Annotated in this window: 23 protein-coding genes and 1 other RNA gene; 12 read left to right on the plus strand and 12 right to left on the minus strand. The window is 63.7% G+C overall.

The window, feature by feature from the left end; translation table 11 throughout:
- The 4 genes from AAIL67_RS10320 to AAIL67_RS10335 form a co-directional block, all read right to left on the minus strand.
- Positions 1-378, minus strand: a 378-nt coding sequence (locus AAIL67_RS10320) for a tripartite tricarboxylate transporter substrate-binding protein (RefSeq protein ID WP_343483945.1), incomplete at its 3' end; no start/stop codon positions are given.
- Between the two features lie 179 nt (positions 379-557).
- Positions 558-1,325 (minus strand): SDR family NAD(P)-dependent oxidoreductase, encoded by a 768-nt coding sequence (locus AAIL67_RS10325; protein ID WP_034377115.1) that lies wholly within the window; start codon positions 1,323-1,325, stop codon positions 558-560.
- 60 nt (positions 1,326-1,385) lie between these two features.
- A complete protein-coding gene (locus AAIL67_RS10330; protein WP_343483947.1) occupies positions 1,386-3,290 on the minus strand; it encodes a feruloyl-CoA synthase in 1,905 nt (634 codons plus the stop codon).
- A 38-nt stretch (positions 3,291-3,328) separates the two neighbouring features.
- The gene (locus AAIL67_RS10335; protein WP_003069038.1) at positions 3,329-4,111 is read right to left on the minus strand and encodes a crotonase/enoyl-CoA hydratase family protein; all 783 of its coding nucleotides are present in this window, start codon (positions 4,109-4,111) and stop codon (positions 3,329-3,331) included.
- 159 nt (positions 4,112-4,270) lie between these two features.
- Between AAIL67_RS10335 and AAIL67_RS10340 the strand changes: the two genes are divergently transcribed.
- Together AAIL67_RS10340 and AAIL67_RS10345 are read left to right on the plus strand one after the other, a co-directional pair.
- Entirely contained in the window at positions 4,271-5,965 is a 1,695-nt protein-coding gene (locus tag AAIL67_RS10340; RefSeq protein WP_253232581.1) for an MBL fold metallo-hydrolase, read from the plus strand.
- Between the two features lie 66 nt (positions 5,966-6,031).
- Positions 6,032-6,799, plus strand: coding sequence for an RNA pseudouridine synthase (locus tag AAIL67_RS10345; protein ID WP_063663866.1), 768 nt, complete (start codon positions 6,032-6,034; stop codon positions 6,797-6,799).
- Between the two features lie 57 nt (positions 6,800-6,856).
- Here AAIL67_RS10345 and AAIL67_RS10350 read toward each other — a convergent pair whose 3' ends face one another.
- Together AAIL67_RS10350 and AAIL67_RS10355 are read right to left on the minus strand one after the other, a co-directional pair.
- Positions 6,857-7,819, minus strand: coding sequence for a tripartite tricarboxylate transporter substrate binding protein (locus tag AAIL67_RS10350; protein ID WP_052052777.1), 963 nt, complete (start codon positions 7,817-7,819; stop codon positions 6,857-6,859).
- A 93-nt stretch (positions 7,820-7,912) separates the two neighbouring features.
- Positions 7,913-8,398, minus strand: coding sequence for a DUF3237 domain-containing protein (locus tag AAIL67_RS10355; RefSeq protein WP_034377123.1), 486 nt, complete (start codon positions 8,396-8,398; stop codon positions 7,913-7,915).
- Between the two features lie 136 nt (positions 8,399-8,534).
- Between AAIL67_RS10355 and AAIL67_RS10360 the strand changes: the two genes are divergently transcribed.
- Positions 8,535-9,299 (plus strand): LuxR C-terminal-related transcriptional regulator, encoded by a 765-nt coding sequence (locus tag AAIL67_RS10360; protein WP_343484133.1) that lies wholly within the window; start codon positions 8,535-8,537, stop codon positions 9,297-9,299.
- A 41-nt stretch (positions 9,300-9,340) separates the two neighbouring features.
- On the opposite strand, the gene rnpB is transcribed toward AAIL67_RS10360, so the two are convergent.
- Together rnpB and AAIL67_RS10370 are read right to left on the minus strand one after the other, a co-directional pair.
- Positions 9,341-9,701: RNase P RNA component class A (gene rnpB, locus AAIL67_RS10365), an RNA gene on the minus strand.
- A gap of 21 nt (positions 9,702-9,722) precedes the next feature.
- On the minus strand, positions 9,723-10,547 hold the full coding sequence (locus AAIL67_RS10370; protein WP_224648928.1) for a helix-turn-helix transcriptional regulator: 825 nt from the start codon (positions 10,545-10,547) through the stop codon (positions 9,723-9,725).
- Positions 10,548-10,638: 91 nt separating this feature from the next.
- On the opposite strand from AAIL67_RS10370, the gene AAIL67_RS10375 reads away from it, so the two are divergent.
- Complete coding sequence (locus AAIL67_RS10375; RefSeq protein ID WP_343483950.1) at positions 10,639-11,553, plus strand: DMT family transporter; 915 nt, start codon at positions 10,639-10,641, stop codon at positions 11,551-11,553.
- On the opposite strand, the gene AAIL67_RS10380 is transcribed toward AAIL67_RS10375, so the two are convergent.
- Positions 11,537-11,701, minus strand: coding sequence for a hypothetical protein (locus AAIL67_RS10380; RefSeq protein WP_223305621.1), 165 nt, complete (start codon positions 11,699-11,701; stop codon positions 11,537-11,539). The genes AAIL67_RS10375 and AAIL67_RS10380 overlap by 17 nt on opposite strands.
- Before the next feature lie 403 nt (positions 11,702-12,104).
- Here AAIL67_RS10380 and AAIL67_RS10385 point away from each other — a divergent pair, with 403 nt between their 5' ends.
- From AAIL67_RS10385 to AAIL67_RS10395, 3 genes are all read left to right on the plus strand, one after another.
- Positions 12,105-13,424 (plus strand): MFS transporter, encoded by a 1,320-nt coding sequence (locus AAIL67_RS10385; RefSeq protein ID WP_343483952.1) that lies wholly within the window; start codon positions 12,105-12,107, stop codon positions 13,422-13,424.
- 74 nt (positions 13,425-13,498) lie between these two features.
- Positions 13,499-14,176, plus strand: a complete 678-nt coding sequence (locus AAIL67_RS10390; RefSeq protein ID WP_343483954.1) for a DUF2848 domain-containing protein — start codon at positions 13,499-13,501, stop codon at positions 14,174-14,176.
- A 14-nt stretch (positions 14,177-14,190) separates the two neighbouring features.
- A complete protein-coding gene (locus AAIL67_RS10395; protein WP_343483955.1) occupies positions 14,191-15,555 on the plus strand; it encodes an amidase in 1,365 nt (454 codons plus the stop codon).
- A gap of 175 nt (positions 15,556-15,730) precedes the next feature.
- Here the strand turns inward: AAIL67_RS10395 and AAIL67_RS10400 are convergent, their stop codons facing one another.
- On the minus strand, positions 15,731-16,672 hold the full coding sequence (locus tag AAIL67_RS10400; protein ID WP_063663860.1) for a LysR family transcriptional regulator: 942 nt from the start codon (positions 16,670-16,672) through the stop codon (positions 15,731-15,733).
- Positions 16,673-16,828: 156 nt separating this feature from the next.
- On the opposite strand from AAIL67_RS10400, the gene cysK reads away from it, so the two are divergent.
- The 3 genes from cysK (at position 16,829) to AAIL67_RS10415 (ending at position 21,438) form a co-directional block, all read left to right on the plus strand.
- Positions 16,829-17,749: a cysteine synthase A gene (cysK, locus tag AAIL67_RS10405; RefSeq protein WP_343483956.1), complete on the plus strand. Its 921-nt coding sequence runs from the start codon at positions 16,829-16,831 to the stop codon at positions 17,747-17,749.
- A gap of 216 nt (positions 17,750-17,965) precedes the next feature.
- Positions 17,966-19,810 (plus strand): ABC transporter ATP-binding protein, encoded by a 1,845-nt coding sequence (locus tag AAIL67_RS10410; RefSeq protein WP_343483957.1) that lies wholly within the window; start codon positions 17,966-17,968, stop codon positions 19,808-19,810.
- 386 nt (positions 19,811-20,196) lie between these two features.
- The gene (locus tag AAIL67_RS10415; RefSeq protein WP_063663857.1) at positions 20,197-21,438 is read left to right on the plus strand and encodes a helix-turn-helix transcriptional regulator; all 1,242 of its coding nucleotides are present in this window, start codon (positions 20,197-20,199) and stop codon (positions 21,436-21,438) included.
- 78 nt (positions 21,439-21,516) lie between these two features.
- Here the strand turns inward: AAIL67_RS10415 and AAIL67_RS10420 are convergent, their stop codons facing one another.
- Together AAIL67_RS10420 and AAIL67_RS10425 are read right to left on the minus strand one after the other, a co-directional pair.
- The gene (locus AAIL67_RS10420) at positions 21,517-22,461 is read right to left on the minus strand and encodes a LysR family transcriptional regulator (protein WP_034377134.1); all 945 of its coding nucleotides are present in this window, start codon (positions 22,459-22,461) and stop codon (positions 21,517-21,519) included.
- Positions 22,462-22,476: 15 nt separating this feature from the next.
- A complete protein-coding gene (locus tag AAIL67_RS10425; protein WP_343483959.1) occupies positions 22,477-23,451 on the minus strand; it encodes a quinone oxidoreductase in 975 nt (324 codons plus the stop codon).
- A gap of 241 nt (positions 23,452-23,692) precedes the next feature.
- Here AAIL67_RS10425 and AAIL67_RS10430 point away from each other — a divergent pair, with 241 nt between their 5' ends.
- On the plus strand, positions 23,693-23,959 hold the full coding sequence (locus AAIL67_RS10430) for a DUF2164 domain-containing protein (protein WP_063663854.1): 267 nt from the start codon (positions 23,693-23,695) through the stop codon (positions 23,957-23,959).
- 1 nt (position 23,960) lies between these two features.
- Positions 23,961-24,239, plus strand: coding sequence for a hypothetical protein (locus AAIL67_RS10435; RefSeq protein WP_034391019.1), 279 nt, complete (start codon positions 23,961-23,963; stop codon positions 24,237-24,239).
- The last annotated feature ends 8 nt before the right edge of the window (positions 24,240-24,247 follow it).

The following is a 24,247-nucleotide window of genomic DNA, read 5'->3' on the forward strand; positions in this document are numbered from 1 at the left end:
CGGCTCGAAATCCTTGGCCTGATAGCTCAGCTTGCTGTAGATGTGCGGGTAGATGGAGAAGGCCGAGACCTGGGACAGTGCAATCACCGAGCCATCCCCTACGGAGTTACGCAGATTCTCCAGTGCGATGCGGCCGCCGGCACCGGGCTTGTTTTCCACCACGCCCATGTTCTTGGAGTAGCTGGTGCCGCCCATTTTTTCGGCCACGCGGCGGGCCACCGAGTCACCGGCACTGCCTGCGGGAAAGCCATAAAGAATGCGCACCTGCTCCAGCGGGCCACCGCCCTGGGCATAGGCGCTGCGGCTGGCGATGCCGCCGAATGCGGCCAGCGCGGCACCAGCGCCCAGGCCTTTGACGAAATTGCGACGACCTTGCATGACTTGTCTCCTGCTTGAAATACGGACTCTTCGGTCCTGTGGAATCAATACACGTCTCAATCTTTGGCACTGAGCTGGCTCTGGCACTCTCCAAGCCAGAGACATCGAGCAAGGGCAGCCCCGCAGCGATGGTGTCGTCCCCCTTGGGGGAAGGCGCAAAGTGCCTCAGGGGGTAACACTTACCGAGGAGCCATGCGCAGCGCACCATCCAGACGAATCACCTCGCCATTGAGATGATCGTTGTGCACGATATGCACGGCCAGATCGGCAAACTCCGAAGGCTTGCCCAGGCGCGAAGGAAAGGGAATGGATGCCGCCAGCGACTGCTGCACGGGCTCGGGCAATTCCTTCATCAACGGTGTGGCGAACAAGCCTGGCGCCACGGTGCAGACACGAATGCCGTGCTGGGCCAGATCACGCGCCATGGGCAGCGTCATGCCGACCAGGCCGCCCTTGGATGCGCTGTAAGCCTGCTGTCCCACCTGGCCATCGAAGGCTGCCACCGAGGCGGTGTAAAGAATCACGCCGCGCGCGCCATCCTCCAGCGCCGCCAGCTTGGCGCAGCGTGCGGCAAACAGCCGCGTCATGTTGTAGCTGCCGACAAGGTTGACGCGAATCACTCGCTCAAAGTCTTCCAGCGGTGCGGGTTCGCCATCGCGGCCGATCACGCGCTTGGCCGTGCCGATGCCGGCCACATTCATGAGAATGCGCGCATCGCCGCCCCATTGCTCGCGAACGGCATCCAGCGCGGCCGTGACGCTGGCCGCATCGCAGATGTCGCTCTCCAGCGCCAGTCCGCCGATCTCGGCAGCCACCACCTTGGCCTTGTCGAGCTGACGATCCAGCACAGCAACCCTGGCGCCTGCGGCAGCCAGCGCACGCGCCGTGGCTTCGCCTAGGCCCGAGGCACCGCCGGTGACGATGGCAATCTGATCCTGAACTTGCATATCACTATCCTTTTAAAAGCTGCTTGCGCTTTCTGTCATTGGGCTCAAGCCTGTTCTGGCTCAGAGATTGGGCTTCAGGATCAGGGCCAGCGTTTCGTCATAGAGGCCTGCCACCACATCGGCGCGATGCTGGAGCACGGCACGCTGGTTGATGGAGCCCTTGTCCGTGACTTCGCCCAGGTCCAGCGAGGGCGCCCTGATCGCCGCCACTGCCCGCGCAATGCGAGTGGCACTGCCGGTGGCCGTCTGCGCCAGCTGGTTCAGAACCGTCTGCAGATGCTGCTGCACGGGTTGGCTGTGCATGATCTGCTCCAGCGTCGCCCCCGCGTCCAGGCCGCTTAAGGCCGCACAGGCCGGGGTCCCGAAAATGATGGCGCCGACCTCCTTGCGATCCAGGCCGGTCAGCACCACATCCTGGATATAGGGCGCGCCGGCATGGATGATCCTGGCCCGCAGCGGCCCCACGTTGACGAATGTGCCCGTGGCCAGCTTGAAGTCTTCGGCAATGCGGCCGTCAAAGCGCAGACCCTGGTTGCGATCCTGCGGGTCGCGCCACTGCACGGCGTCTCCGGAGCGGAAAAATCCGTCCTCGTCAAACGCCTCTGCCGTGGCTTCGGGTGCGCGCCAGTAGCCGGGCGTGACGTTCGGTCCGCGGTAGCGCACCTCCAGCTTGCCATCCACAGGCGCCAGCTTGAGCTCCAGACCCGGCACGGGCACGCCCAGGTCTCCCGAGCGCACATCGGGACGGTTGATGAACAGGGCCGAAGGCGAGGACTCGGTCATGCCCAGGCCCGTGCCCATCACGATGCGCTCGCCGCACTCGGCCTCCTGCGTGCGGTGCAGGCTATCCCAAACGGGCTGCGCCAGAGAGGCTCCGGCGTAGAAGAACATCTTGACGCGCTTGAGCAGGCTGCTGCGCAACTGCGCATCGCTCTCCATGGCACGGGCGATGTATTCGAAGCCCGTGGGTACGTTGAAGTAAACGGTAGGAGAGATCTCGCGCAGATTGCGCAGCGTCTCGGCAATGCCCGCCGCCGTAGGCTTGCCCTCGTCGATATAGACAGTGCCGCCGTGATAGAGCGCGAGGCCGATGTTCTTGTTGCCTCCGAAAGTGTGATTCCAGGGCAGCCAGTCCACCAGCACGGGCGGGCCTTTGACCATATCGGGCATGGTCTGGGCAATCTGCTGCTGGTTGGCACACCACATTCCGTGGGTGTTGATCACGGCCTTGGGCAGCTTGGTCGATCCCGAGGTGAACAGGAACTTGGTGATGGTGTCGGGCCCGGTGGCCTGCATGGCGGCATCCACCGCAGCTGTAGGCTCGGTTGCCAGCAGGTCGGCAAACAAGGTACAGGTCCGGGCATCGACGGCCGGCTTGCGGTAAACCACCTCACAGCCCTCGGGCAGCACGGCGCGTACCGCCTTGTCATAACGCGCCGCATCGGCAGCAAAGATCAGGCCTGGCGTGAGCGTATCGACCACATGGCGCAGCTTGGCGTAATCGGTGCTGACCAGTGAATAGGCCGTGGAAACCGAGCAATAGGGCACGCCTGCATACAGGCAACCCATGGCCAGCATGGCATGGTCGAGATCGTTCTCGCTGAGGATGATGACGGGACGCTCTGCCGAAAGCTTTCTGTCCAGCAAGGACTGCGCAATGCTGCGCGCCGCTGCCAGCGTCTGGGCATAGTCGATGCGTTGCCAATCACCGGTGCTGCCGTCGGCCAGTCGTTGCCGCTGGGCAATGAAGGTCTGCTGCGGCGTGGTCTGCGCCCAGTGCAGCAGCCTGTCAGTCATGCGTGCTGCGTGCTCTGCCAGCTCCCGGTCGGAGCGCACGTAGAAAGTGCCGTCGCCTGCCTCCCTGACCTGGATGCTGCGCACGCCGAACTCCAGCTCACGGTAGCGAGGCCTACCCCCCTCTACCACCTGGCCGAGGGCCTGCATGGCTGTGTTTGTCTCCTGCATTGTCTTTGTCTCCACAGCGTTGTTTCTTGAGAGTGCTTTCAGTCCTTGCTGACCTTGGCGGCCCGCCCGGACAGAAACTCCTGCAAACGGAACTTGGCTTCTGGCGCACTCTGCGCCACGGCAGCCATCAGAGCTTCTGTCATCAGCCCCTGATCGGCGGGCTGATCGGCAATCCTGGGCAACGCGTGCATCAGGGCGTAATTGGTCATGGGGGCGTTTTCGGCAATGCGCAGCGCCAGCTCCACGGCCTTGTCCAATGCATGTCCTTCGGGCACCAGATATTGCGACAGACCAATGCGCTCACCCTCTTCGGCCTTGTACACACGGCCCGTGAACATCATGTCGGCCATGCGTGCGGCTCCGATCAGGCGCGGGATGCGCACCGAGCCGCCACCGCCGACGAAAATGCCGCGCGAACCTTCGGGCAAGGCATAGAAGGTACTGCTGTCGGCCACACGGATATGGCAGGCGCTGGCCAGCTCCAGGCCGCCCCCCACCACGGCACCATGCAGGGCGGCGACAACGGGCACCGCGCCGAACTGCACCTGGCGCAGCGCCTCATGCCACATGCGTGAGTGCAGAACGCCCTGGGCCGCATCGCGTTCGCTGAGCTCGCTCAGATCCAGGCCGGCGCAGAAATGCGGTCCATCGCCATCCACCACTGCAGCGCGCACGCTGGCGGGCAGATTCATGAACACATCGCGCAGACCCAGCACCAGCCCATCGGACAAGGCGTTGCGCTTGGCGGCACGCATCAGGCGAATGACGGCAACCTGTTCGGCTTCGCCACGGAACTCAACTGCAATTTCTTTATGAGTCATAACCATTCCTTTTGCATCATTATTGTTATTTCAAATAACTAAATGCAAGACGTCCTCGGCCGTTTGCTCTCAGTGCTTTCCCCGATTCGCGCAGCAGGAGTGCACAACTAGTCCAGGTGTGACATTCACGAACGCGGCGACTTCGCATAATGTGACCTCATGACATCACCCAGCCAGTCCCGCCCCAGCCAGTTGCTTCAGCCCCAGCGCGCACCAGTTCCCGCGCGCGATGCTTCCACGCTTTTGTTGCTGCGCGACTGCGCCGACGGCAATGGTTTTGAAGTGCTGATGACAAGGCGTGCCGATCAAGGCATCTTTGCCAATGCCTATGTTTTCCCCGGTGGCGGCCAGGAAGATGAAGATGCAGCCCCAGCCAGTCATGCGCTGGCGCGCGTGCGCCCCAGCATGATCGCCGAGGCGGGAGATGAACGCATTACTCAGGCTCTGGCAGGCATTCGCGAGACTTTTGAGGAACTGGGCATCCTGCTGGCCTATGACCAGGCCGGCCAACCCGTTCCACCGGCCCAGGTTCAGCAACTGGACCGCAAGGCATCGCTGTATGAGCAATGCCGCGCGCGCGGCTGGACGCTGGCCGTGGACCAGCTCTGGTATCTGGCCCACTGGACCGCACCACTGGACCTGCCCAAGCGCTTTAACGTGCCGTTCTTTGTGGCCCGCATGCCCGAGGGTCAAACGGCGGTGGCCGACGAAACCGAGCAGTTCGAGCCCACCTGGATTTCTCCGCAGGATGCGATTGCGCGCTTTGAAGAGAAAAAGCTGTTCATCCTCTTTCCCACCCAGCGTACATTGCAGCGCATCGCTCACCAACCCGATACCCAGGCCGTGATCAATGCCCTGCTAAGCGAGAAGCCGCTGTGGCAGGCCTGCCCCCGTGGCGGCCACCTGAAAGGCAAAGACACACGTCATACCGAAACCGATATGGCCTATGGCGAACTGGAAATGGTGCTGCCCGACGGCCACGGCATTCACCATCTGGACTGGCAGCCTGAAAAAGCCGTGCCGCTGCGCAAGAACCTGCTGCGTTTGACGGCCCCCAACTCCGGCATGATGACCGGCCCCGGCACCAACAGCTATCTGGTCGGCGATGTGCATAGCGGCTATATCGCCATCGACCCCGGCCCGGACGATGCCGCACATCTGCAGCGCCTGCACGATGCCGCCGGCGGCGATATCCGCTACATCGTCTGCACCCATTCCCACCCCGATCACTCGCCGGGCGCCGCGCCGCTGCAGGCCATGGTCCTGCTCTCCGGCCATGCCAGGCCTCCCATCATGGGCCTGCCGTCGGCACCCACAGCGCGCGCCAACAGTCGCTTCAGACCCGAGGTGACGCTACGGGACGGAGAGCGCATCACGCTTACCGGACAAGGGGCAGAAGGCGAGATCACGCATACGCTGCAAGCCATCTTCACGCCCGGCCACGCGGCCAACCACCTGTGCTTTCTGCTGGAGGAGGACGCGCTGCTATTCAGTGGCGATCACATCCTCAATGGCAGCACCACCGTCATCAGCCCGCCGGACGGCAATATGATCGATTACCTCGATTCGCTGGACAGGCTCCACTCCATGTGCCTGGAGCACGACATTCGCTACATCCTGCCCGCCCATGGCTATGTGCTGGGCTTTGCGCGACATCAGATCACCCGCCTCAAGGCCCACCGCCTGGCACGCGAGGCCAAGGTACATCAGGCCATGCGCACCAAGCCCGACGGCAGCATTCAGGACTGGGTGGCGATTGCCTACGCCGACACACCTCAAGCCCTGTGGCCCGTGGCCCAGCAATCGCTGCTGGCGCATGTGGAGCGCATTCAAAAGCTCTGCCTTGGCAGATAGCGCCCAGCGACTGCCGCGCTAGACCTGTGGACAACTAGGACATGGCCGGAGCATTAAGCTCTCGCCATGTCTGAATCCCTGCCTGAACAAGAAAGCATCCGCCTGGCCAAACGCGTGGCGGAGCAAGAACAATGCTCGCGCCGCGAAGCCGAGCTCCATATCGTCGCGGGCAATGTCCAGGTGGACGGCAAAGTGGTGCAAGTGCCCGAAACCCGCGTGCGCCCCGACCAGGTAGTGATCCTGCGCAAGGATGCCAAGCCTGAAGCCATTCCGCCCGTCACCATCCTGATGAACAAGCCTGCGGGCATGACCCAGGGCCCGGCCTATGGCCGCGTGCGCAGCGCGCATTCGCTGCTGAGAGAAGACACCAAGGCCAAGCTGGATACGCCCATGCCCCAGCTGGTGCTGGATCATCACTTCAGGAATCTGGAGTCGTTTCTGACGATTCCCCTGCCTGCCAGCGGCCTCATCGTCTACACCCAGGACAAGCGCGTGGCACGCAAGCTGACCGAGGAAGGCATGTGGCTGGAACAGGAAATCATCGTCGGCGTGGAGGGCCAGATCATTGAAGATGGCCTGGAAATTCTGTACGAAGGTCTGCCCATTCCCGGCGGCAACGGCCATCGTCGCATGCCTCCCTGCCATGTGAGCTGGCAGAGCGAAAACCATCTGCGCTTTGCTCTCAAGGGCATTGCGCCCGAAGAGATCGAGAAGATGTGCGCTGCCATCGGCCTGACGGTGGTCAGCATGCGCCGGCTGCGCCTTGGCCGCGTCTCGCTGGCCAAGGTGCCCGAGGGCCAGTGGCGCTATCTGATGCCCTGGGAAAGGTTCTGAACGGATCGACCTTCGCGCGCCTCGAGCCGGACTCGGCCGCGGCGCGCGCCGGTCCGCTCAGTCCGCCTTAAAACCCGTCGCTGCCACCGCCTTGCCCCATTTGACGGTATCGGCAGCAATGATGTCGGCAAACTGCTGCGCGCTGGTGCCCGTGACTCTGAAGCCGGCCTCCTGTAGCCGCGCCTTGCCGTCGCCCGATTGCAGGACCTTGAGCAGATCGGCATTGAGCTTGCTCACCACTTCCGCAGGTGTCCTGGCTGGCGCCACGATGCCGAACCAGGAGCTGAACTCCAGGTTGCCAAAGCCCTGCTCCTTCATGGTCGGCAACTCGGGCAGTTGCTCCACACGCGCGCTGCCCGTGCTTCCCAGGGCCACCAGCTTGCCGGCGCGCACCTGCGGGATCGCCATGCCGGAGGAAGCGAACACCCCCTGCACATCGCCGCTGAAAATGCCGCTCAAGGCATCCGAAGTGCTCTTGTAGTGCACCACCTCGGGTTTGGACTGCACGGCATCGCCAAACATATAAGCCCCGAAATGCCCCGGCGTTCCCGCTCCGAAAGTGGCCATGAACAGGCCGTTTTGCTGCCGGGTCCAGGCCACGAAGTCCCTGACATTGCGCGCCTTGACCTTTTCGGGATTGACCAGCAGCACGAAGTCGGAACTCACCACCTGGCTGACGGGGGCGAAATCCTTGCGCGGTTGGTATGCAAGCCGTTGATAGGTATTGGGAGCGATGCTGAGCTGTCCGGTCTCGGCCAGCATGATGGTGTAGCCGTCGGCCGGCGCACGCGCCGCCTCGCTGGCTGCGATCAGGCCGGCGGCACCGGGCTTGTTGTCCACCACCACGCCCACGCCACCCCAGGCTTCAGAGAGCTTTTGTGCCAGCAGCCGTGCCACTACATCGGGTCCCGTGCCCGCCGCAAAGCCCACAATCATGCGCACCGTCTTGCTCGGATAAGCCGTCTGGGCCTGCGCGACTCCTATGGCTGCGCCGCCGCCAGCCAGCAGCGCCAGGACCATCAGCCGACGTCGCCAGGCCCGTGCAGAAACGGGTCCGGGCAGGTTCTGGGCTTGCACTGTTCTCATGTTTTGTCTCCTTGTTGCGATGCTGTTTCACAGCACTTCGAAAAACCGCATGACGACCTGCTCCGGAAAGCGCGCTCCCGCGCCCACGAACAGGCGCTGCCCCAGCCAGGCAAAACGCTTGGAGGCCGTTTCAAAGCGGGGCGCACAGCGAAAGTAGATCGCCGAGGGATCGACCGTCTCGCCGCGGCGCAGGCGCTGCATCAGCTCGGCCGGCCCGGTGCGCAAGGCCTGGTTGCTCACATAGATCAGGTCGCCGCCGTCGGTTTCGATGACATAGCGCGCGTCCAGCTCGGCCACTTCCTCGCTGACCAGCAGCTGGAAGTCGGCCCCGCCCGGCAGCACACGCGCCGACCAGTCCTCTGCCTGCACCTGGCCGCCGACGATGGGAATCACGCGCCGCAAGCCGCGTGTCGTTTCGCCCACCTCCTGCGCCGGCCCCACCTGCACGCGAAATTCGGCAAAGTGGCGCAGCCCTGGAGCGGCAATCTGGAAATCATGGTTTGGCGACAGCATTGCTCTCCTTGCGATGTCTATGCACAGGGACATGAGCGTAAGCACTGTTGAAGAATTCGCTGTCCCCCAAGAAGATGACAGCCCACGCCAAGACACACCGATGAGAACCTGGAAGCTACCTTCGACGACTGACGCCATGCCGGCTGGCGGTATGGCCCAGGCCAGCGCCTTGCTGGCCGGTCTGGTGGAGCATCTGGGACAGAGCTGTTTTGCCCAGGCCGCACTGGAGCAGCTGAGCGCCATCGCGCCAACGGCCTCGCTGTCGGTGTATCGCATCGGCAGCTGCCGGCCGCGGCTGTTTCTCTCGGCCTCCCAGGGCGTCCTGGACACCACGCGCCAGTGCTGGAGCGCCTATCTCTCGGGACCTCAGCACGAGGACAGAAGCTGGGGCCAGGAATGGCCCGGACATATGCGCATGCCAGGCGCGCGCAATCTGGTCCATGTGCAGGCCAACGAGGTCACGCCCTTGCATCGCCTGTGCGTGTATGACGCACATGGCGTGGCTGAGCGCATCTCGATTGCCGAGCCCGGTGCAGATGGCTCGGTGTTTGCCGTCAACCTCTATCGCCATGCGCACCAGAAACCCTTTGCCGACCGGCATCTGAGCGACTTCGCGGACCTGTCCAGCGCCCTGATGGCTCTGACGCACAAGCACCTGGCGCTGACTGCGGACATGGCTGGCGGCGATGAGAGGTGGCCGGCTCGCCTGCGGGAGCTGGCACCGGGTCTGACGGCACGCGAACTCGAGGTCTGCCTGCGCCTGCTGCGCGGCATGACCCAGGACGGCATTGCGGCCGATCTCGGGCTGAGCGCAGCCACCGTGAAGACCTATCGCAACCGCGCGTTTGCGCGGCTTGATATTCACCATCGCCATCAGCTGTTCGCGCTGATGGTGGAGTGAATGCCGGGGGGACGCCGGGCGCTGCCCGAGCGAGAAAGAAAGTGTGAAGTGCGCCGATAAGCCGGATTCTGTGCACAACGGTTGCCCGCCATGTGACCGCCATTAATCTTGGCCATCAGTCGCCTGATGGCTCGGTGCTACCTACCCGCACACTCCGGGGGCCCCGTCAACGTGTGCCTACTTGGTATTGCTGCGCGTAGAGATTGCCCGTTTCACCCTGGTTGGTCTGCCTTGCGGCACTCCTGCCAGACTCGTCTCTGTTGCTCTGATCCTCACCTCACGGTGGACAGCTGTTAGCTGCTACGCCGCCCTATGCAGTCCGGACGTTCCTCCAGTACGGTCTTTCGACCCAACGCAAGCGTTGGCCTTTCGGCTAGTACCAGCGGCGGTCTGGCGCACTTCACGGCGCGCATTATCCCGCGTTCAGAAAGAACTTGCACAGAACTCGCGCCTGAACTGCTCGGGCGGCAGGCCGGACTCGCGCTGAAACATGGCAATAAAGGCCGAGGGCGTGCTGTAACCCAGGTCGTAGGCGATCTGCTGCACGGTGTGGCCGGCCTCCAGTGCATCGATGGCCTGCAGATAGCGCATGCGCTGACGCCACTCTCCCAGGCTCATGCCCAGCTCGCGCTGGCAGTGGCGCGCCAGTGTGCGCTCCGTCATGTGCACGGTCTCGGCCCATTCGGCCAGGCTGCGGTGGTCGTCGGGGCGCGACTGCATGGCGTCCAGCACCTGCACCAGCGCCGGATGCCGGGCCACGGGCAGAAAGCTCAGCTCCAGCGGCGTGGCTCGCAGCTGGTCATGCACCACCCGTGCCAGACGCAGGTCTGCGTCAGTCACCGGGATCTGCACGCCCCTGGCGCCGAAGTCCGCCAGCACGGCTTTGACAATCGGCCCCAGGCGCATGCAGCCCGCCGTCTGCGGCAGATCCGCACACAGATCAGGGGCCAGATAGACGGAGCGGTACTGCACCGCATGCTGCAGATAGCAGCTGTGCACCACGCCCGGCGGAATCCACACCCCGTGCTGCGGCGGGCACAGGATATGACCCGTGGGCACGTCCATGCTCAGACTGCCGTGGGCCGCATAGTTCAGATGCCCCCAGCGGTGGCTGTGCGGCGGAGCCTCGCTGTGTTCGCCGAACTCGTCATAACGGAAGTAATAGCTGCCAGGCACTTTGTCGGTGTCCAGTATCTGTACGGCATGGCGCTTGGCGACCGGGCCGGGAGTCGGGGCTGAGGCAGGCATGGGTTCGTCCGGCTTGAGTTATGAAATGTCTGAAATCAGCAATGCGCTTCAAATACGTCAAGCGCATCATAAGCACCTCAAGGAGTTTCATATGGGTGCATACCTATTACCACTGGGCGCGGTGCTGATCTGGTCGGTCAACACCGTGGTCAGCAAGTTGGCCGCAGACAGCATCAGCGCGGCAGAGATCGGGTTCTTTCGCTGGCTGGTGGCCGCCGTGCTGTTCACGCCCTTCGTCCTGCCCTCGATCTGGCGCCAGCGCGCCGACATCAAGCCCCTGCTGCCACGGATCTTCGTGCTGGGCGTGCTGGGCATGGTCATCTACCAAAGCCTGGCCTATTACGCCGCCCACTTCACCACGGCCACGCATATGGGCATCATCGGCTCGCTCACGCCCATGCTGGTGCTGGCCCTGGCCGTGTTCATGCTGGGCCAGCCACTCACGCATGGCGGCATCTGGGGCTCGCTGCTGGCAATTGCGGGGGTCGCGCTGGTGGTTTCATCGGGCCGGCTCAGCCATCTGGCGTCCGAGGGACTGAATCTGGGCGATGCCATGATGTTCCTGGCCATGCTGGCCTACGCGGTCTACAACATCCTGCTCAAGCGCTGGCCCATGCCGCGCCTGGCCACAGTGCAACTGCTGTATCTGCAGGTGCTGGTTGCCGTGGTCGTGCAGTTCCCGCTCTATCTCTTCTCGCCCAAGACCGGGCTTGACGCCAGCAACCTGCCGCTAGTGGGCTACGCCGGCATCATGGCGTCCATCGCCGCGCCGCTGCTGTGGATGAAGGCGGTGCAGACGCTGGGGCCCGGGCGATCGAGCATGTTCTTCAATCTGATCCCGGTCTTCACCGCCCTGATCGCGGCTTTCGCCCTGAACGAGCCTCTGGCGGCCTACCACGCCGTGGGCGGCATCATGACGTTTGCCGGTCTGCTGCTGGCCGAGCTGTGGAAGGCCCCGCTGCGCGCACGGCCTGCCCTGGCCTGCGGTGCTAAAGCAGCAGATTGAGAATCGCGTAGCTCATCAGCGACAGCAGGCTGACCACGAACACCAGCATGACCCAGGGGCCCCAGCGCTGCTCGCGCCAGGAAAAACCGACCAGCAGGCCTACGCAACAGACCCCCAGCAGCACCAGAATTGTGTTGAACGTGAGCAAGAGCAGTCCTCCCTCAAACAGACTCTGCCCCATTGTTCCCGATTGCAGGCCCAAGGGGAAACACCATCTCCCCTGGGCTTGACCTGAATCAAGCACAAGCCCTGCAGACCCGGGCCATCGGCCTGCCCGGCGCTGCCATCGGCCGCGTGCATCACCTAGGGTTTTCCCGCGTTTTATCGATGCACACCTGCCTCATGCCGGTGCACAGCCCGCACCATCTCTGCTCATAAGAATTTGCATTCAGGGCCGCTCAGAATTTCTTGTTGGACAGCCCCTCGCTGCCTTTCGATACTGCCGCCACAGGAACACCGGCCCGCGCCGCACCCCATGTTCCAAGACACACAGGAGCGCCGGCAAAAGCGCCCCATGTGCTCGCTGCACTTTCGCATACAGGAGACTCCCCATGAGCAGCCCGGCTTCCGCCACCCACCCTCTTGCCGGCCATGCCGGTGCGCACGCGCACCCCGACATGGACGCCACCTACCGCAAGATCACCTGGCGCCTGATCCCCTTTCTGGTCTTTCTCTTTGTCCTGGCCTGGATAGACCGCGTCAACGTCGGCTTCGCCAAGCTGCAGATGCTGCAGGACCTGCAGTTCAGCGAGGCCGTCTACGGCCTGGGCGCCGGCATCTTCTTCATCGGCTACTTCCTGTTCGAAGTGCCCAGCAACCTGCTGCTGGAGAAGATCGGCGCACGCAAGACGCTGGCGCGCATCACCATCCTCTGGGGTGCTGCCTCCATGGCCATGGCCTATGTGACCACGCCCACCATGTTCTATGTGCTGCGCTTCATCCTGGGCGTGGTCGAGGCGGGCTTCTTCCCCGGCGTGGTGCTGTATCTGACCTACTGGTTCCCGGCCCGCCACCGCGCGCGCATCAACGGCTTGTTCATGACCTCGTTCGCCATCGCCGGCGCCGTGGGCGGCCCGATCGCGGGTGCCATCATGAACGGCATGCAGGGCGTGGGTCATCTGGCCAACTGGCAATGGCTGTTCATCCTTGAAGGCATTCCCTCGGTGATCGCCGGCTTCTTCGTGCTGGCCTGGCTGCCCGAGAAGCCCGAGAACGCCAAGTGGCTGAGCGTCGCCGAGCAGCGCGCCGTCACCGCCGCCGTCGCCCAGGAGAGCCAGCAGGGCCACAAGCAGCATTCCTTCGCCGACGCCTGCCGCAACTACCGCGTCTGGCTGTGCGCTGCCGTGTACTTCTGCATCGTCAGCGGCAACGCCACGATCGCCTTCTGGTCGCCGTCCATCATCAAGGAGATCGGCATCCAGAACAATCTGCAGATCGGCCTGATCTCGGCCATTCCCTTTCTCGCCGGCACGCTGGCCATGGTCTGGAACGGCATGCATTCGGACAAGACCGGCGAGCGCCGCATGCATAGCGCCATCGCCGCCTTGATCGCCGCAGCAGGCCTGATCCTGACCGGCATGTTCCTGCACAACGCCGTGCTGGCCCTGTGCGCGCTGACGCTGGCTTCCGTCGGCATCCTCGCCGCCTTCCCCGTGTTCTGGTCCATTCCCTCGGCCTTTCTGGCCGGCACGGCGGCCGCCGGCGGCATCGCCCTCATCAACTCCGTTGGCAACCTGGCCGGCTTTGTGGCGCCCTACATGATCGGCGCGCTCAAGACCAGCACCGGCTCGCTGTCCTCGGGGCTGTACTTCGTGGCCGCGCTGGAGTTCCTCGCCGCCTTCCTGGTCGTGCTCTTCGTCAAGAAGCAGTGACCTCCTGACGCTGCCTGCGCAGCGCCGCCATGCGGGGCCCACGGCCCCGCCTTCCCCTTTTTGAGCTTTCCGCCATGCAACTGCAATTCACCACCCCCGAAGGCCAGACCCTGGCCCCCATCTTCGACACCCTGATCGTCGCCGGCTGGGCCGGACGCGACCATGCGGCCATCGAGCACCACATCGAGGAGCTGGCCGCGCTCGGCATTCCGCGCCCCAGCGCCGTTCCGCTGTACTACCGCATCGCCAGCAACCAGCTGAGCCAGAGCAGCACGCTGCAGGTACTCGGCCCGGACTCCTCGGGCGAGGCCGAGGTCTTCGTCTTCAGCCATGGCGGCGAGATGTTCGTGAGCCTGGCCTCGGACCACACCGATCGCAAGCTCGAAGCCTATAGCGTTGCCTTCTCCAAGCAGGCCTGCATCAAGCCCGTGGCCACCCAGGCCTGGCGCTTTGCCGATGTGGCCGGCCACTGGGACGAGCTGATCCTGCGCTCCTGGATCGTGGAGGACGGCCGCGAAGTGCTGTACCAGGAAGGCACGCTGGCCAGCCTGCGCACGCCCCAGGACCTGATCGCAGGCTACACCGGCGGCCAGAGCCAGCTGCCCGAAGGCAGCGGCATGACCTGCGGCACCATGGCCGCCATCGGCGGCATACGCCCTGCCACGCAGTTCGCCATGGAGCTGTACGACCCGCGCAGCCAGCGCAGCATCCGCCACCGCTACCGCAGCGAACTGCTGGACATCGTCGCCTGAACACGGAGCTACCCATGACTTCAGTCTCTCCCCGCCTGGATCAGGTCTCCGAGCGCCTGGCCCAAGGCCAGACCAGCGCCTTGCAACTGGCCGAGCAGGCACTGGAGCGCGCCACGCAAGGCGAAGGCCCGCGCGTCTTCACGCGCCTGCTGCCCGAGCAGGCCCTGGCCGAAGCCCGCGCCAGCGATGTGCTGCGCGCGGCCGGCCTGGCACGCTCGCCCCTCGAAGGCCTGCCCATCTCGGTCAAGGATCTGTTCGATATCGCGGGTCACCCCACGCTGGGCGGCTCCAGGCTGCTGGCCGATGCCGCACCCGCCACGCAGACGGCCGAAGTCGTGCAGCGCCTGCGCCGCGCGGGCGCGGTCATCGTGGGCACGACCAATATGACCGAGTTCGCCTACTCGGGCCTGGGGCTGAATCCGCACTACGGCACGCCGCGCAATCCCTGGCAGCGTGACATCGACGGCGGCCGCATTCCCGGCGGCTCGTCCTCGGGCGCGGCCATCTCGGTGACCGACGGCATGGCACTGGCCGCCATCGGCTCGGACACCGGCGGCTCGGTGCGCATTCCCTCGGCGCTGTGCGGCCTGACCGGCTTCAAGCCCACGGCGCGGCGCGTTTCCATGCAGGGCGTGCTGCCGCTGTCAGCCAACCTTGACTCCATCGGACCGCTGGCGCCCAGCGTGCGCTGCTGCGCCGCGCTGGACGCGGTGCTGTCGGGCCAGTCGCCTGGCGAGCTGCGCGCGGCATCGCTGCAGGGCCTGCGCCTGCTGGCGCCCACGAATGTGGTGCTGGACGGCATGGACAGCGCCGTGGCCGCAGCCTGGCAGCGTGCGCTGTCGCAGCTTTACGCGGCCGGCGTGCAGATCACCGAGGCCGTGGTGCCGCCCTTTGCCGAGCTTGCGCAGATCAATGCCAAGGGCGGCTTCACCGCCGCCGAGGCCTGGGCCTGGCACCGCAGCCATATCGACGGCGCCGGCCGTCTGGCCGAATACGATCCGCGCGTGGGCACACGCATTCTGCGCGGCAAGGACATCAGCGCGGCCGACTACATCGAGCTGCTGGCGCTCCGCCAGCAGTGGATTGCCCGGGTCCAGGCGCAGATGGCCGATCACGACCTGATGCTCATGCCCACGGTGCCCGTGATCGCGCCCAAGATTGCCGAGCTCGAGGCCAGCGACGAAGCCTATTTCGCGGCCAACGGGCTGATGCTGCGCAATCCCACGCTGATCAACTTCCTCGACGGCTGTGCGGTGTCCCTGCCCTGCCACCGCGCGGGCGAAGCGCCCGTGGGCCTGAGCCTGGCCGGCACGGCCGGTCAGGACCAGCGCCTGCTGTCGGTGGCGCTGGCCGTGGAGGCTTTGCTGGCCCAGGCCTGATTGCAGAGCAAAAAACAGGAGCTTCTAGCGCTTGACTGCTATCGATTTCAGATAGAAAACACTCTGAAATCGATAGGTATCAGTCGATAGCAGCTCCTTTTTTATTCAGTACTGAGGCACGCCCCAATGCACGGCAGGCATTGGCGCCCGCACCGGTGGTGCCTGCTCCTGCGCTTTATGCGTCCCCTGCCAGACGGGTGCCGGGCAGCCGCGCCACGGCCTGGCCATGGTTCAGCGCAAAGGCCGTGGCCACCTCTTCGGCGGCGCGCACCACGGTTTCGGCCAGCGGGTTCTGATGATCGTTGCGCCAGCAGGCCACCAGCGGCAGCGAGGGAAACTCGCGATCCACGCGCAGCAGGCGCAGGCGCTGCTCGGCCAGCTCGCGCTGGATGATGGCCGGCGGCACGGCCGCCACGCCCAGGCCGTCGCAGACCACACGGATCATGGTCGCCACCGAGGCAATGCAATTCATGTGCGGCGAGGCGTTGCCTTCGGCGCTGAACAGCTGCTCGATCACCGCATACGGCTCGGAACCGCGCGCAAAACTCATGATGGGAAAAGCCGCCAGCTCGGCCAGGCTCAGGGTCTCGTCGCCTATGCCCAGCTTGGGGCTGCCCACCCAGGCCATCGCGAACTCGCCCAGCGACAGATTGGCAATGGCACCGCCGGACACGGGCTTGGCCTGCAGCGAGACATCGAGCTGGCCCTTGAGCAGTTGCTCCGACATATGGATGGTGGTGTCGCAGGCGATCTCCACCTGCAGCCGCGGATAGCGCTGCTGCAGCAGCGCGAGAAAGTCGGGGAACCAGCTGTGCACGATGGATTCGATGGCGCCGATGCGGATCACGCCCGCATAGGCCTGCTTGTCCAGCATGTCTTCGCGCATCTCGCGCATCAGCCGGAGCATGCGCTCGGCATGCACCAGAGCCTTGGCGCCGTCGGCCGTGAGCGTGACCTCGCGCACGCCGCGGTCGAACAGGCGCACGCCGAACTCCTGCTCCAGCGTGGCGATGCGGCTGGAGACCGCTGCCTGGGTGGTGTACAGCCGCTCGGCCGTCATGCGGAAGTTGCGCAGCTCGGCCAGCAGCACAAAGGTTTCCAGAAACCGTAGATTCATGGGCCGATGTTAATCATCGCCCGCGGCCTTGCCCACTTTTCGGGTCATATCGATATAGCCCATTCGCAGAACGCTTGCGTGCACAATGCTCTGTGTCTGCGCAAACAGCCTGCGCTGCGATCCACTGTCCCACCACCCCTTATTCGCGGAGGTCCGATGAGAGCTGACAACATTCTGCAAACGATTGGCGACACGCCCGTCATTCACATCAACCGTCTGTTCGGCAGCAATACCAACGTCTGGATCAAGTCCGAGCGCAGCAACCCCGGCGGCTCCATCAAGGATCGTATTGCGCTGTCCATGGTGGAAGACGCCGAGAAATCCGGCGCGCTCAAGCCCGGCGGCGTCATCATCGAGCCCACCAGCGGCAACACCGGCGTAGGCCTGGCCCTGGTCGCAGCCGTCAAGGGCTACAAGCTGATCCTGGTCATGCCCGAGAGCATGAGCATCGAGCGTCGCCGCCTGATGCTGGCCTATGGCGCATCCTTTGACCTGACTCCCAAAGAAAAAGGCATGAAGGGCGCCATCGCCCGCGCCCAGGAACTGGCCGCCCAGACGCCCGGCGCCTGGATTCCCCAGCAGTTCGAGAACCCCGCCAACGTGGCCGTGCATGAGACCACCACGGCCCAGGAAATCCTGCGCGACTTCCCCGACGGCATCGACGCCTTCATCACCGGCGTGGGCACGGGCGGTCACCTCTCCGGCGTGGCCAAGGTGCTCAAGGCCAAGTTTCCCAACCTCAAGGTCTATGCGGTCGAGCCGGCCGCATCGCCCGTGATCTCCGGCGGTCAGCCCGCGCCCCACCCGATCCAGGGTATTGGCGCCGGCTTTGTGCCCAAGAATCTGGACGTCAGCCTGCTCGACGGCGTGATTCAGGTGGAGGCCGAGCCCGCACGCGAATACGCGCGCCGCGCCGCTCGCGAGGAAGGCCTGCTGGTCGGCATCTCCTCGGGTGCCACGCTGGCCGCCATTGCCCAGAAGCTGCCCGAGCTGCCGCCCAGTGCCAGAGTGCTGGGCTTTGCCTACGACACGGGTGAGCGCTACCTGTCGGTGGAAGGCTTCCTGCCCAACGCCTGATCGCGCCGCGCGCTTTCCTGCCACGCCGCACAAGATGCGGCGTTTTTCATGCCCGTCGCGGACCTTGCGCATAGCCCGAGTTCGACGCGCGGTCATCGGCCCATGCCAATGGCCCATGGGACAAGCGGTCATCCCGTACGCTTGACACCAATCCAGGGCACTCCCCTACCATGGGGACAAGATATGCCACAAGCATGAACCGGGAGTATTTCCATCTTGTTCCGATTTTTTGAAAAACAGGTAGCCCCCTATCCCGGCCAGGAGCCCAAGGTTCCGCCCAAGGGATTCTTTGCCTTTGTCTGGGCCTGTACCCAGGGCATGCGCGGCTGGATTGGCCTGATGACCCTTACCTCGGCCCTGCTGGCCGCCTACGAAGCAGTGCTGTTCGCCATCATGGGCCGCGTGGTGGATTGGCTGAGGACGGTCTCGTCCGCCAACTTCTGGGCCGAACAGCAAGCCACGGTGCTGGGCATCGCCGCCATCCTGCTGGGCAGCGTGGCGCTGCTGGCCCTGCACACCACCGTCATGCACCAGGTGCTGGCCATCAACTTCCCCATGCGGCTGCGCTGGGTGTTTCACAAGCTGATGCTGGGCCAGAGCATGTCCTTCTATGCGGACGAGTTTGCCGGCCGCATCACCACCAAGATCATGCAGACCGCGCTGTCGGTGCGCGAAGTGGTGTTCATGGTGGTGGACGTGTTTGTGGGCGTGGGCGTCTACATGATCGGCATTCTGATCCTGGCCGCCAGCTTCGAGTGGCGGCTCATGATTCCGTTTGCGCTGTGGTTCGTCGCCTATGCCGCCGCCTGCTTCTACTTTGTGCCGCGCCTGGGCCAGATCGGCAAGGAGCAGGCCGATGCGCGCTCCATGATGACGGGCCGCGTCACCGATGCCTATACCAATATCGCCACCGTCAAGCTGTTTGCCCACACGCGCCGCGAAGCCGAATACGCACGCAATGCCATGGAGGCCTTCAAGGCCACGGGCTATGCGCAGATGCGTCTGGTCAGCCTGTTCGAGATCACCAACCACCTGATGATTGCCCTGCTGCTGCTGGGCAGCGGCGGAACGGCTCTGTATCTATGGACGCAGGGTCAGGCCTCCGCCGGCGTGGTGGCGGCCGTGATTGCCATGGCGCTGCGGCTGATGGGCTACTCGCACTGGGTGATGTGGCAGATGACGGGCCTGTTCGAGAACGTGGGCACCATCCAGGACGGCATCACCACGCTGACCAAGCCGCGCACCATCGTCGATGCACCCGACGCCAAGCCGCTGCAGGTCACGCGAGGAGCGATTGCCTTTGAGGGTGTGAGCTTTGCCTACAAGGCGGGCGGCAAAAAGGTGCTGGACCATCTGGACCTGCACATCCGCCCCGGCGAGCGCATCGGCCTGATCGGCCGCTCGGGCGCGGGCAAGTCCACGCTGGTCAATCTGCTGCTGCGCTTTCACGAGCCTCAAAGCGGGCGCATCACCATCGACGGCCAGGACATCCGCAGCGTGACGCAGGACAGCCTGCGCAGCGCCATCGGCATGGTGACGCAGGACACCTCGCTGCTACACCGCTCCATGCGCGACAACATCCTCTATGGTCGCCCGGACGCCAGCGAAGCCGAGATGCACGCCGCGGCAGACAAGGCAGAGGCGTCGGACTTCATCGCCACGCTGACCGACCTCAAGGGCCGCAGCGGCTACGACGCCCAGGTCGGCGAGCGCGGCGTCAAGCTCTCGGGCGGCCAGCGCCAGCGCGTGGCGATTGCACGCGTGATGCTCAAGGACGCGCCCATTTTGCTGCTCGACGAAGCCACCAGCGCGCTGGACAGCGAGGTGGAAGCCGCCATCCAGGAAAGCCTGGACTCGCTGATGGACGGCAAGACCGTGATCGCCATTGCCCACCGTCTGTCCACCATCGCGGCCATGGATCGCCTGATCGTGATGAACGAAGGCCATATCGTGGAGGAAGGCACGCACCAGCAACTGCTGCAGCGTGGCGGCATTTACGCCAAGCTCTGGGCGCACCAGAGCGGCGGCTTTCTGGCCGACCAGGACGAAGCGGTGCAATAGGCCGGTCTGGGTGTGAGTCCAGGCCACAATCGCCCGTAGCGCTTGGCACACGGGCGCACACCGCTCATCGCATGCATGCGCCAGAGATCACAAAAGGGGAGCATCGCTCCCCTTTTGCATGCTTCCATTCCACACGCGTCAATACGTTTCAGTTCCAGCTCGCAAGAGAGTGAGCCTCTTCGCCAAGGACCGCATCACAAAGGGGCACGTTGAACGGTTTGCAGGACTGGCTCACCGCACATTCGATGCTCAGCTTGCTGGAGCATGTACTACACACCGACCCGTTCAAGAGCTGCCAGACGGCTTTATGTCGTTCATGCGACGGCATTGAACGAAGCAGGCCGATCAGGGGCACAGATAATGCAAGACAGCAAGAGGTCAACGCAATGAGCCCCACCTACGGCAAACTGAAACCCATCGATTACGCACAAGCCTCAATGACTTTTGCACTCAAAGATGGCTCGACATCCGGAATTCAGAACCCAGAGACAACAGAGCTGATCAGTGCGGAGCGCTTCAGCGAATTCATCAACCACCTCTACGATGCGGCTTCTTTGCCGGAGGCCTGGGTTCCCTGCCTGGAGGTGATTCGCACGCATATGCGCAGCAATTTTGCAGTGCTGATCATCCGCCAGACCGAGGGAGACAATATCGGCTTGGTGGTCACCGCATCCGGAGGGCTCGAAGGCTTGCTTACGCACGACGTCTACAGCGAGCACAGTCCTTTCCTTGGCATGCCCAAGGAGCAATTCAAGACCATTCCCGACCTGATGTCCGAAAGCGAATGGCGCAGCAGCGTCTATTACAAGGACTGGTGCCGTGTGCACAATATTTTCCATGTGATGGCTGCCGATATCGTGACTACCGATGGCAGTGTCTACGGCCTGCGGATCACGCGCCCCGAGTCGGAACCGGCCTTCAGCCAGCGGGATCTGGATCTGGGCCGCATGATCATGCCGCACATCCGCCGTGCGCTGAACATGCATCTGGCGCTGCACCATGATCGTCAGGTCATGTCGCTGTACAGCACCGTCACGGCTCGCTTGATGGTGGGTGTCGTCATCCTGGACCAGAATGGCCAAGTGCTGGAAAGCAATCCTGCGGCCAAAGGCATTCTCGATGCTCAGGATGGCATCCGGATCTCCGGAGGCATGCTGGAGGCTGAATATGCAAGCGACAACCGAAAGCTCCAGCGACTGGTCAAGGATGCCTTGCTGTCCTCCCTGGCATCCGCGTCCGTCATGACCGAAGGCATCTCGATTGCCCGTCCTTCGGGTCAGCTCAATTGGGGGCTTGTCGTCCAGAGCATTTCCTCGGGTGACAACGCAGAGGCCAAGAGCCGTCCCTGCGTCGCGGTGTTCATGCGCAACACCGATGGCAAGGCCGATCCATCCACACATCTGGCGCAGCAGCTGTTTCAGCTCACGTCTGCAGAGACCTCGCTGGTGATACAGCTGACCCATGGCTTGACGCTGGAGGAGGCAGCCAAAGAGCTGGGCATTCGCCTCAATACCGCAAGAGCTCACCTGCGCTCCATCTTCTCCAAGACCGGCGCCCGCCGTCAAAGCGAGCTGGTACGCTTTTTTCTCAATAGCGCTGCCTGGCTGGGAAGCAAGAGCGGCTCCTGATCCTCGCGCGGCAACCGAGTTCCAGGCCTTGAGCTACCTGTACTCATCGCCCTGAAGCAGCAGGGCAGGCAGGGCGCCTCAGCGGTCTGAGGGCCGCCAGGGAGCCGCCGCGAAAGCCTCCGTCACCCATTGCTTGAACGCCTTCATGGCGCCCGTGTTGTACTGCCCCGAAGGTCGTAGCAGGTAGATGCCCCCGGTATCTCCCAACGTCCATTGCGGCAATATGCGGACCAGCTCTCCAGCATGGATGGAGGGCATGAGGTGCCAGTCACTGCCGGCAATGATGCCCACCCCTTTGATTGCCGCATGAAGCAAGGCTTCGTTGTCGTTGCTAAGAATGGAGCCGCTGACGCGCACCGATTCGGCGGTCTTCGCAGCCCTCTTTCCTGCCGACTGAACCAGTCGCCATTGCGGAAAATCCAGGAGGCCGGTGTAGCCCAGGCAGTTGTGATGAGCGAGATCCGCAGGCCTGTCTGGCGCTTCATGGCGCTCAAGATAGCTGGAGGATGCACACAGAAGGCGATACTGATCGCATAGCCGCGTGGCAACCAGCCGGCTGTCCGCCAGATTGCCGATACGTATGGCGGCGTCAAAACGCTCTCCCACAATGTCCACGATGCGCTCGCTGTACTCCACTTCGAGCGCTACCTCCGGGTAGGCCAGGGAAAAATCCGCCAGCATGGGGCTGATCCACCGCCGCCCCATCGTCGCTGGCATGGACAAGCGCAGGCGCCCCCGTATTTCCTGCGCTCCCTGCGCCGCTTCCTGCTCTGCATCCCGAATCAGATGGGCAGCCTGGCGCAGCTTTTCGACAAGTCGCCAGCCCTCGCTGGTGAAATGCAGCTGGCGCGTGGTGCGCTCCACCAGACGCACGCCCAGTCTTCGCTCGAGCGCCTGCATGCGCTTGGAGAGCACCGAAGGGTGACGCGCCAGCAATCGTCCCGCAGCGGCAAACGAGCCCTGGTCTGCCAGTGCGACCAGCGTGGCGAGCTCATCCGTGTGCTGGCTGTCGAATATCTCCATGGTGTCTGTAGCAATTCAGGGGGTGAGGATGATCGAGCCTTGCGAGCGTCCTTGCTCCAGGTCTGCATGCGCCAGGGCTGCGTCCTTGAGCGCGTAGCTTTTCCATATGCGAGGCGTGAGTATGCCGGCTGCGATGGCGTCAAGCACGTCCTGCGCACGGCTCTGATACTCCTCTATCGTTGCCGTATGCGCGGCCAGAGACGGACGGGTCAGAAACAGCGAGCCCTTGGCATTGAGCACGCCGACCTCAATGGCAGGCGGCAGGCCCGATGTGGCACCAAACGACACCATCAGTCCTCTGGGTCGCAGGCAGTCCAGCGAAGCCAGGAAAGTGTCTTTTCCGATGGAGTCGTAGACCACGTCCACCTTTTGGCCCCGCGTGACCTGCATCACCTGGGATGGCAGTGACTGCGCGTCAAAGACAAACACATGGTCGCAGCCTGCCGCCTTGGCGCGTTCCACGCTGGCGGGCCTGGAGACGACGCCCAGAACCTGGGCGCCCAGATGCTTGGCCCACGCGCACATCAGCTGTCCGAGAGCACCGGCAGCGCCATAAATCAGGACTCGGCTGTCTTGACTCACCTGGCCGGTGGTCTTGAGCAGGTACTGAGCCGTGATGCCCTTGAACAGGACCGACGCGGCGGCATCATCCGCGAGACTGTCCGGAAGCCGGATCAGACGATCAGCGGGGAACAAGCGCGCACTGGCATACGCGCCCAGCGGCCCGGTTGCGTAGCCAACACGGTCCCCTGACTTCAGGCCCGACACTCCCGAGCCCACGGCGGCCACTGTTCCCGCGCCCTCCAGACCCAGGCCCGAAGGCAATGCAATCGGCACCAGGCCCTTGCGCTGATTGACATCCAGAGGATTGACACCGATGGCGGTCTGCTCGAGCAGAACCTCGCCCGGCCCCGGTGACGGCAGATCCAGCTCTTCGAGCTGCATCACTTCGGGCGCACCTGAGCTGTAGATTCGAATGGCGAGGGCCATGACTTTTCCTTGTGAATAACGAAGAAACCATCGTATTCATGCCACCTGCGTGCATCAACATGAGCACATGCACATAATAAGTGCATGTGGTGCAGCAATCACCCTATGACGCTCCGTGCTTGGCCGAAGCCATGAAGCGGACTGCCACTGACACACCGCCAGTTGCGAGACAAGGTAGCCAGTCAGCTAAAGCGAAATCAGACGCTTGAAGCGAAAGAAGATTTACAAGAAAGCTTGATCAATGAGCATAGAACTCCCCAAACACGCGCAGCAGCAGGCCATTGCCTCCATAGAACGCTATTTCCGCGAAAACATGGACGAACCCATAGGCAATATGCAATCCGGTGCCCTGCTGAATTTCTTTCTCGCGGAAATAGGCCCCTGCATCTACAACCGTGCCGTGGCCGATGTGCAGGAAAACCTGCAGGCCAGGCTGCAGGAGCTGGACTATGAGGTCGGCAAGGAAGAATTCAGCTACTGGACGGCCAAGCGCGCTGGCAAGCGCTGAGATGATGTCTGCCCGGCGCCTGCAGGCAGCTCTGCGGCCAGACCAGCCGGCACCGACTGCGGCGGCGTTGGAGAAACTGGCTCATGCCCTCAGGGATGAAGGCATGAGCCAGGCCGCGCTCTACCGCCTGTTCCAGACCGAGCATGCACGCTCGGACCTCGATGAACCGCGCCTGGAGGCGCTGGCCGGGACCATGGACCTGATCTGGGGTGGCGGCTGGGCCAAAGGCCATGCCTTGTTCGAGCAGGAGCTATCGCAAGAACGGCTGGACAGCGAGTAAGACGGGGG

Source organism: Comamonas sp. A7-5, assembly GCF_039581385.1.
Classification (GTDB): domain Bacteria; phylum Pseudomonadota; class Gammaproteobacteria; order Burkholderiales; family Burkholderiaceae_C; genus Comamonas; species Comamonas thiooxydans.

Bases quoted from the DNA above. Each gene is read 5' to 3' on its own strand.
- AAIL67_RS10325 (WP_034377115.1), bottom strand. From the start codon at position 1,325: ATGCAAGTTCAGGATCAGATTGCCATCGTCACCGGCGGTGCCTCGGGC.
- AAIL67_RS10330 (WP_343483947.1), bottom strand. From the start codon at position 3,290: ATGCAGGAGACAAACACAGCCATGCAGGCCCTCGGCCAGGTGGTAGAG.
- AAIL67_RS10335 (WP_003069038.1), bottom strand. From the start codon at position 4,111: ATGACTCATAAAGAAATTGCAGTTGAGTTCCGTGGCGAAGCCGAACAG.
- AAIL67_RS10340 (WP_253232581.1), top strand. From the start codon at position 4,271: ATGACATCACCCAGCCAGTCCCGCCCCAGCCAGTTGCTTCAGCCCCAG.
- AAIL67_RS10345 (WP_063663866.1), top strand. From the start codon at position 6,032: ATGTCTGAATCCCTGCCTGAACAAGAAAGCATCCGCCTGGCCAAACGC.
- AAIL67_RS10350 (WP_052052777.1), bottom strand. From the start codon at position 7,819: ATGGTCCTGGCGCTGCTGGCTGGCGGCGGCGCAGCCATAGGAGTCGCG.
- AAIL67_RS10355 (WP_034377123.1), bottom strand. From the start codon at position 8,398: ATGCTGTCGCCAAACCATGATTTCCAGATTGCCGCTCCAGGGCTGCGC.
- AAIL67_RS10360 (WP_343484133.1), top strand. From the start codon at position 8,535: ATGCCGGCTGGCGGTATGGCCCAGGCCAGCGCCTTGCTGGCCGGTCTG.
- AAIL67_RS10370 (WP_224648928.1), bottom strand. From the start codon at position 10,547: ATGCCTGCCTCAGCCCCGACTCCCGGCCCGGTCGCCAAGCGCCATGCC.
- AAIL67_RS10375 (WP_343483950.1), top strand. From the start codon at position 10,639: ATGGGTGCATACCTATTACCACTGGGCGCGGTGCTGATCTGGTCGGTC.
- AAIL67_RS10385 (WP_343483952.1), top strand. From the start codon at position 12,105: ATGAGCAGCCCGGCTTCCGCCACCCACCCTCTTGCCGGCCATGCCGGT.
- AAIL67_RS10390 (WP_343483954.1), top strand. From the start codon at position 13,499: ATGCAACTGCAATTCACCACCCCCGAAGGCCAGACCCTGGCCCCCATC.
- AAIL67_RS10395 (WP_343483955.1), top strand. From the start codon at position 14,191: ATGACTTCAGTCTCTCCCCGCCTGGATCAGGTCTCCGAGCGCCTGGCC.
- AAIL67_RS10400 (WP_063663860.1), bottom strand. From the start codon at position 16,672: ATGAATCTACGGTTTCTGGAAACCTTTGTGCTGCTGGCCGAGCTGCGC.
- cysK (WP_343483956.1), top strand. From the start codon at position 16,829: ATGAGAGCTGACAACATTCTGCAAACGATTGGCGACACGCCCGTCATT.
- AAIL67_RS10415 (WP_063663857.1), top strand. From the start codon at position 20,197: ATGAGCCCCACCTACGGCAAACTGAAACCCATCGATTACGCACAAGCC.
- AAIL67_RS10420 (WP_034377134.1), bottom strand. From the start codon at position 22,461: ATGGAGATATTCGACAGCCAGCACACGGATGAGCTCGCCACGCTGGTC.
- AAIL67_RS10425 (WP_343483959.1), bottom strand. From the start codon at position 23,451: ATGGCCCTCGCCATTCGAATCTACAGCTCAGGTGCGCCCGAAGTGATG.
- AAIL67_RS10430 (WP_063663854.1), top strand. From the start codon at position 23,693: ATGAGCATAGAACTCCCCAAACACGCGCAGCAGCAGGCCATTGCCTCC.
- AAIL67_RS10435 (WP_034391019.1), top strand. From the start codon at position 23,961: ATGATGTCTGCCCGGCGCCTGCAGGCAGCTCTGCGGCCAGACCAGCCG.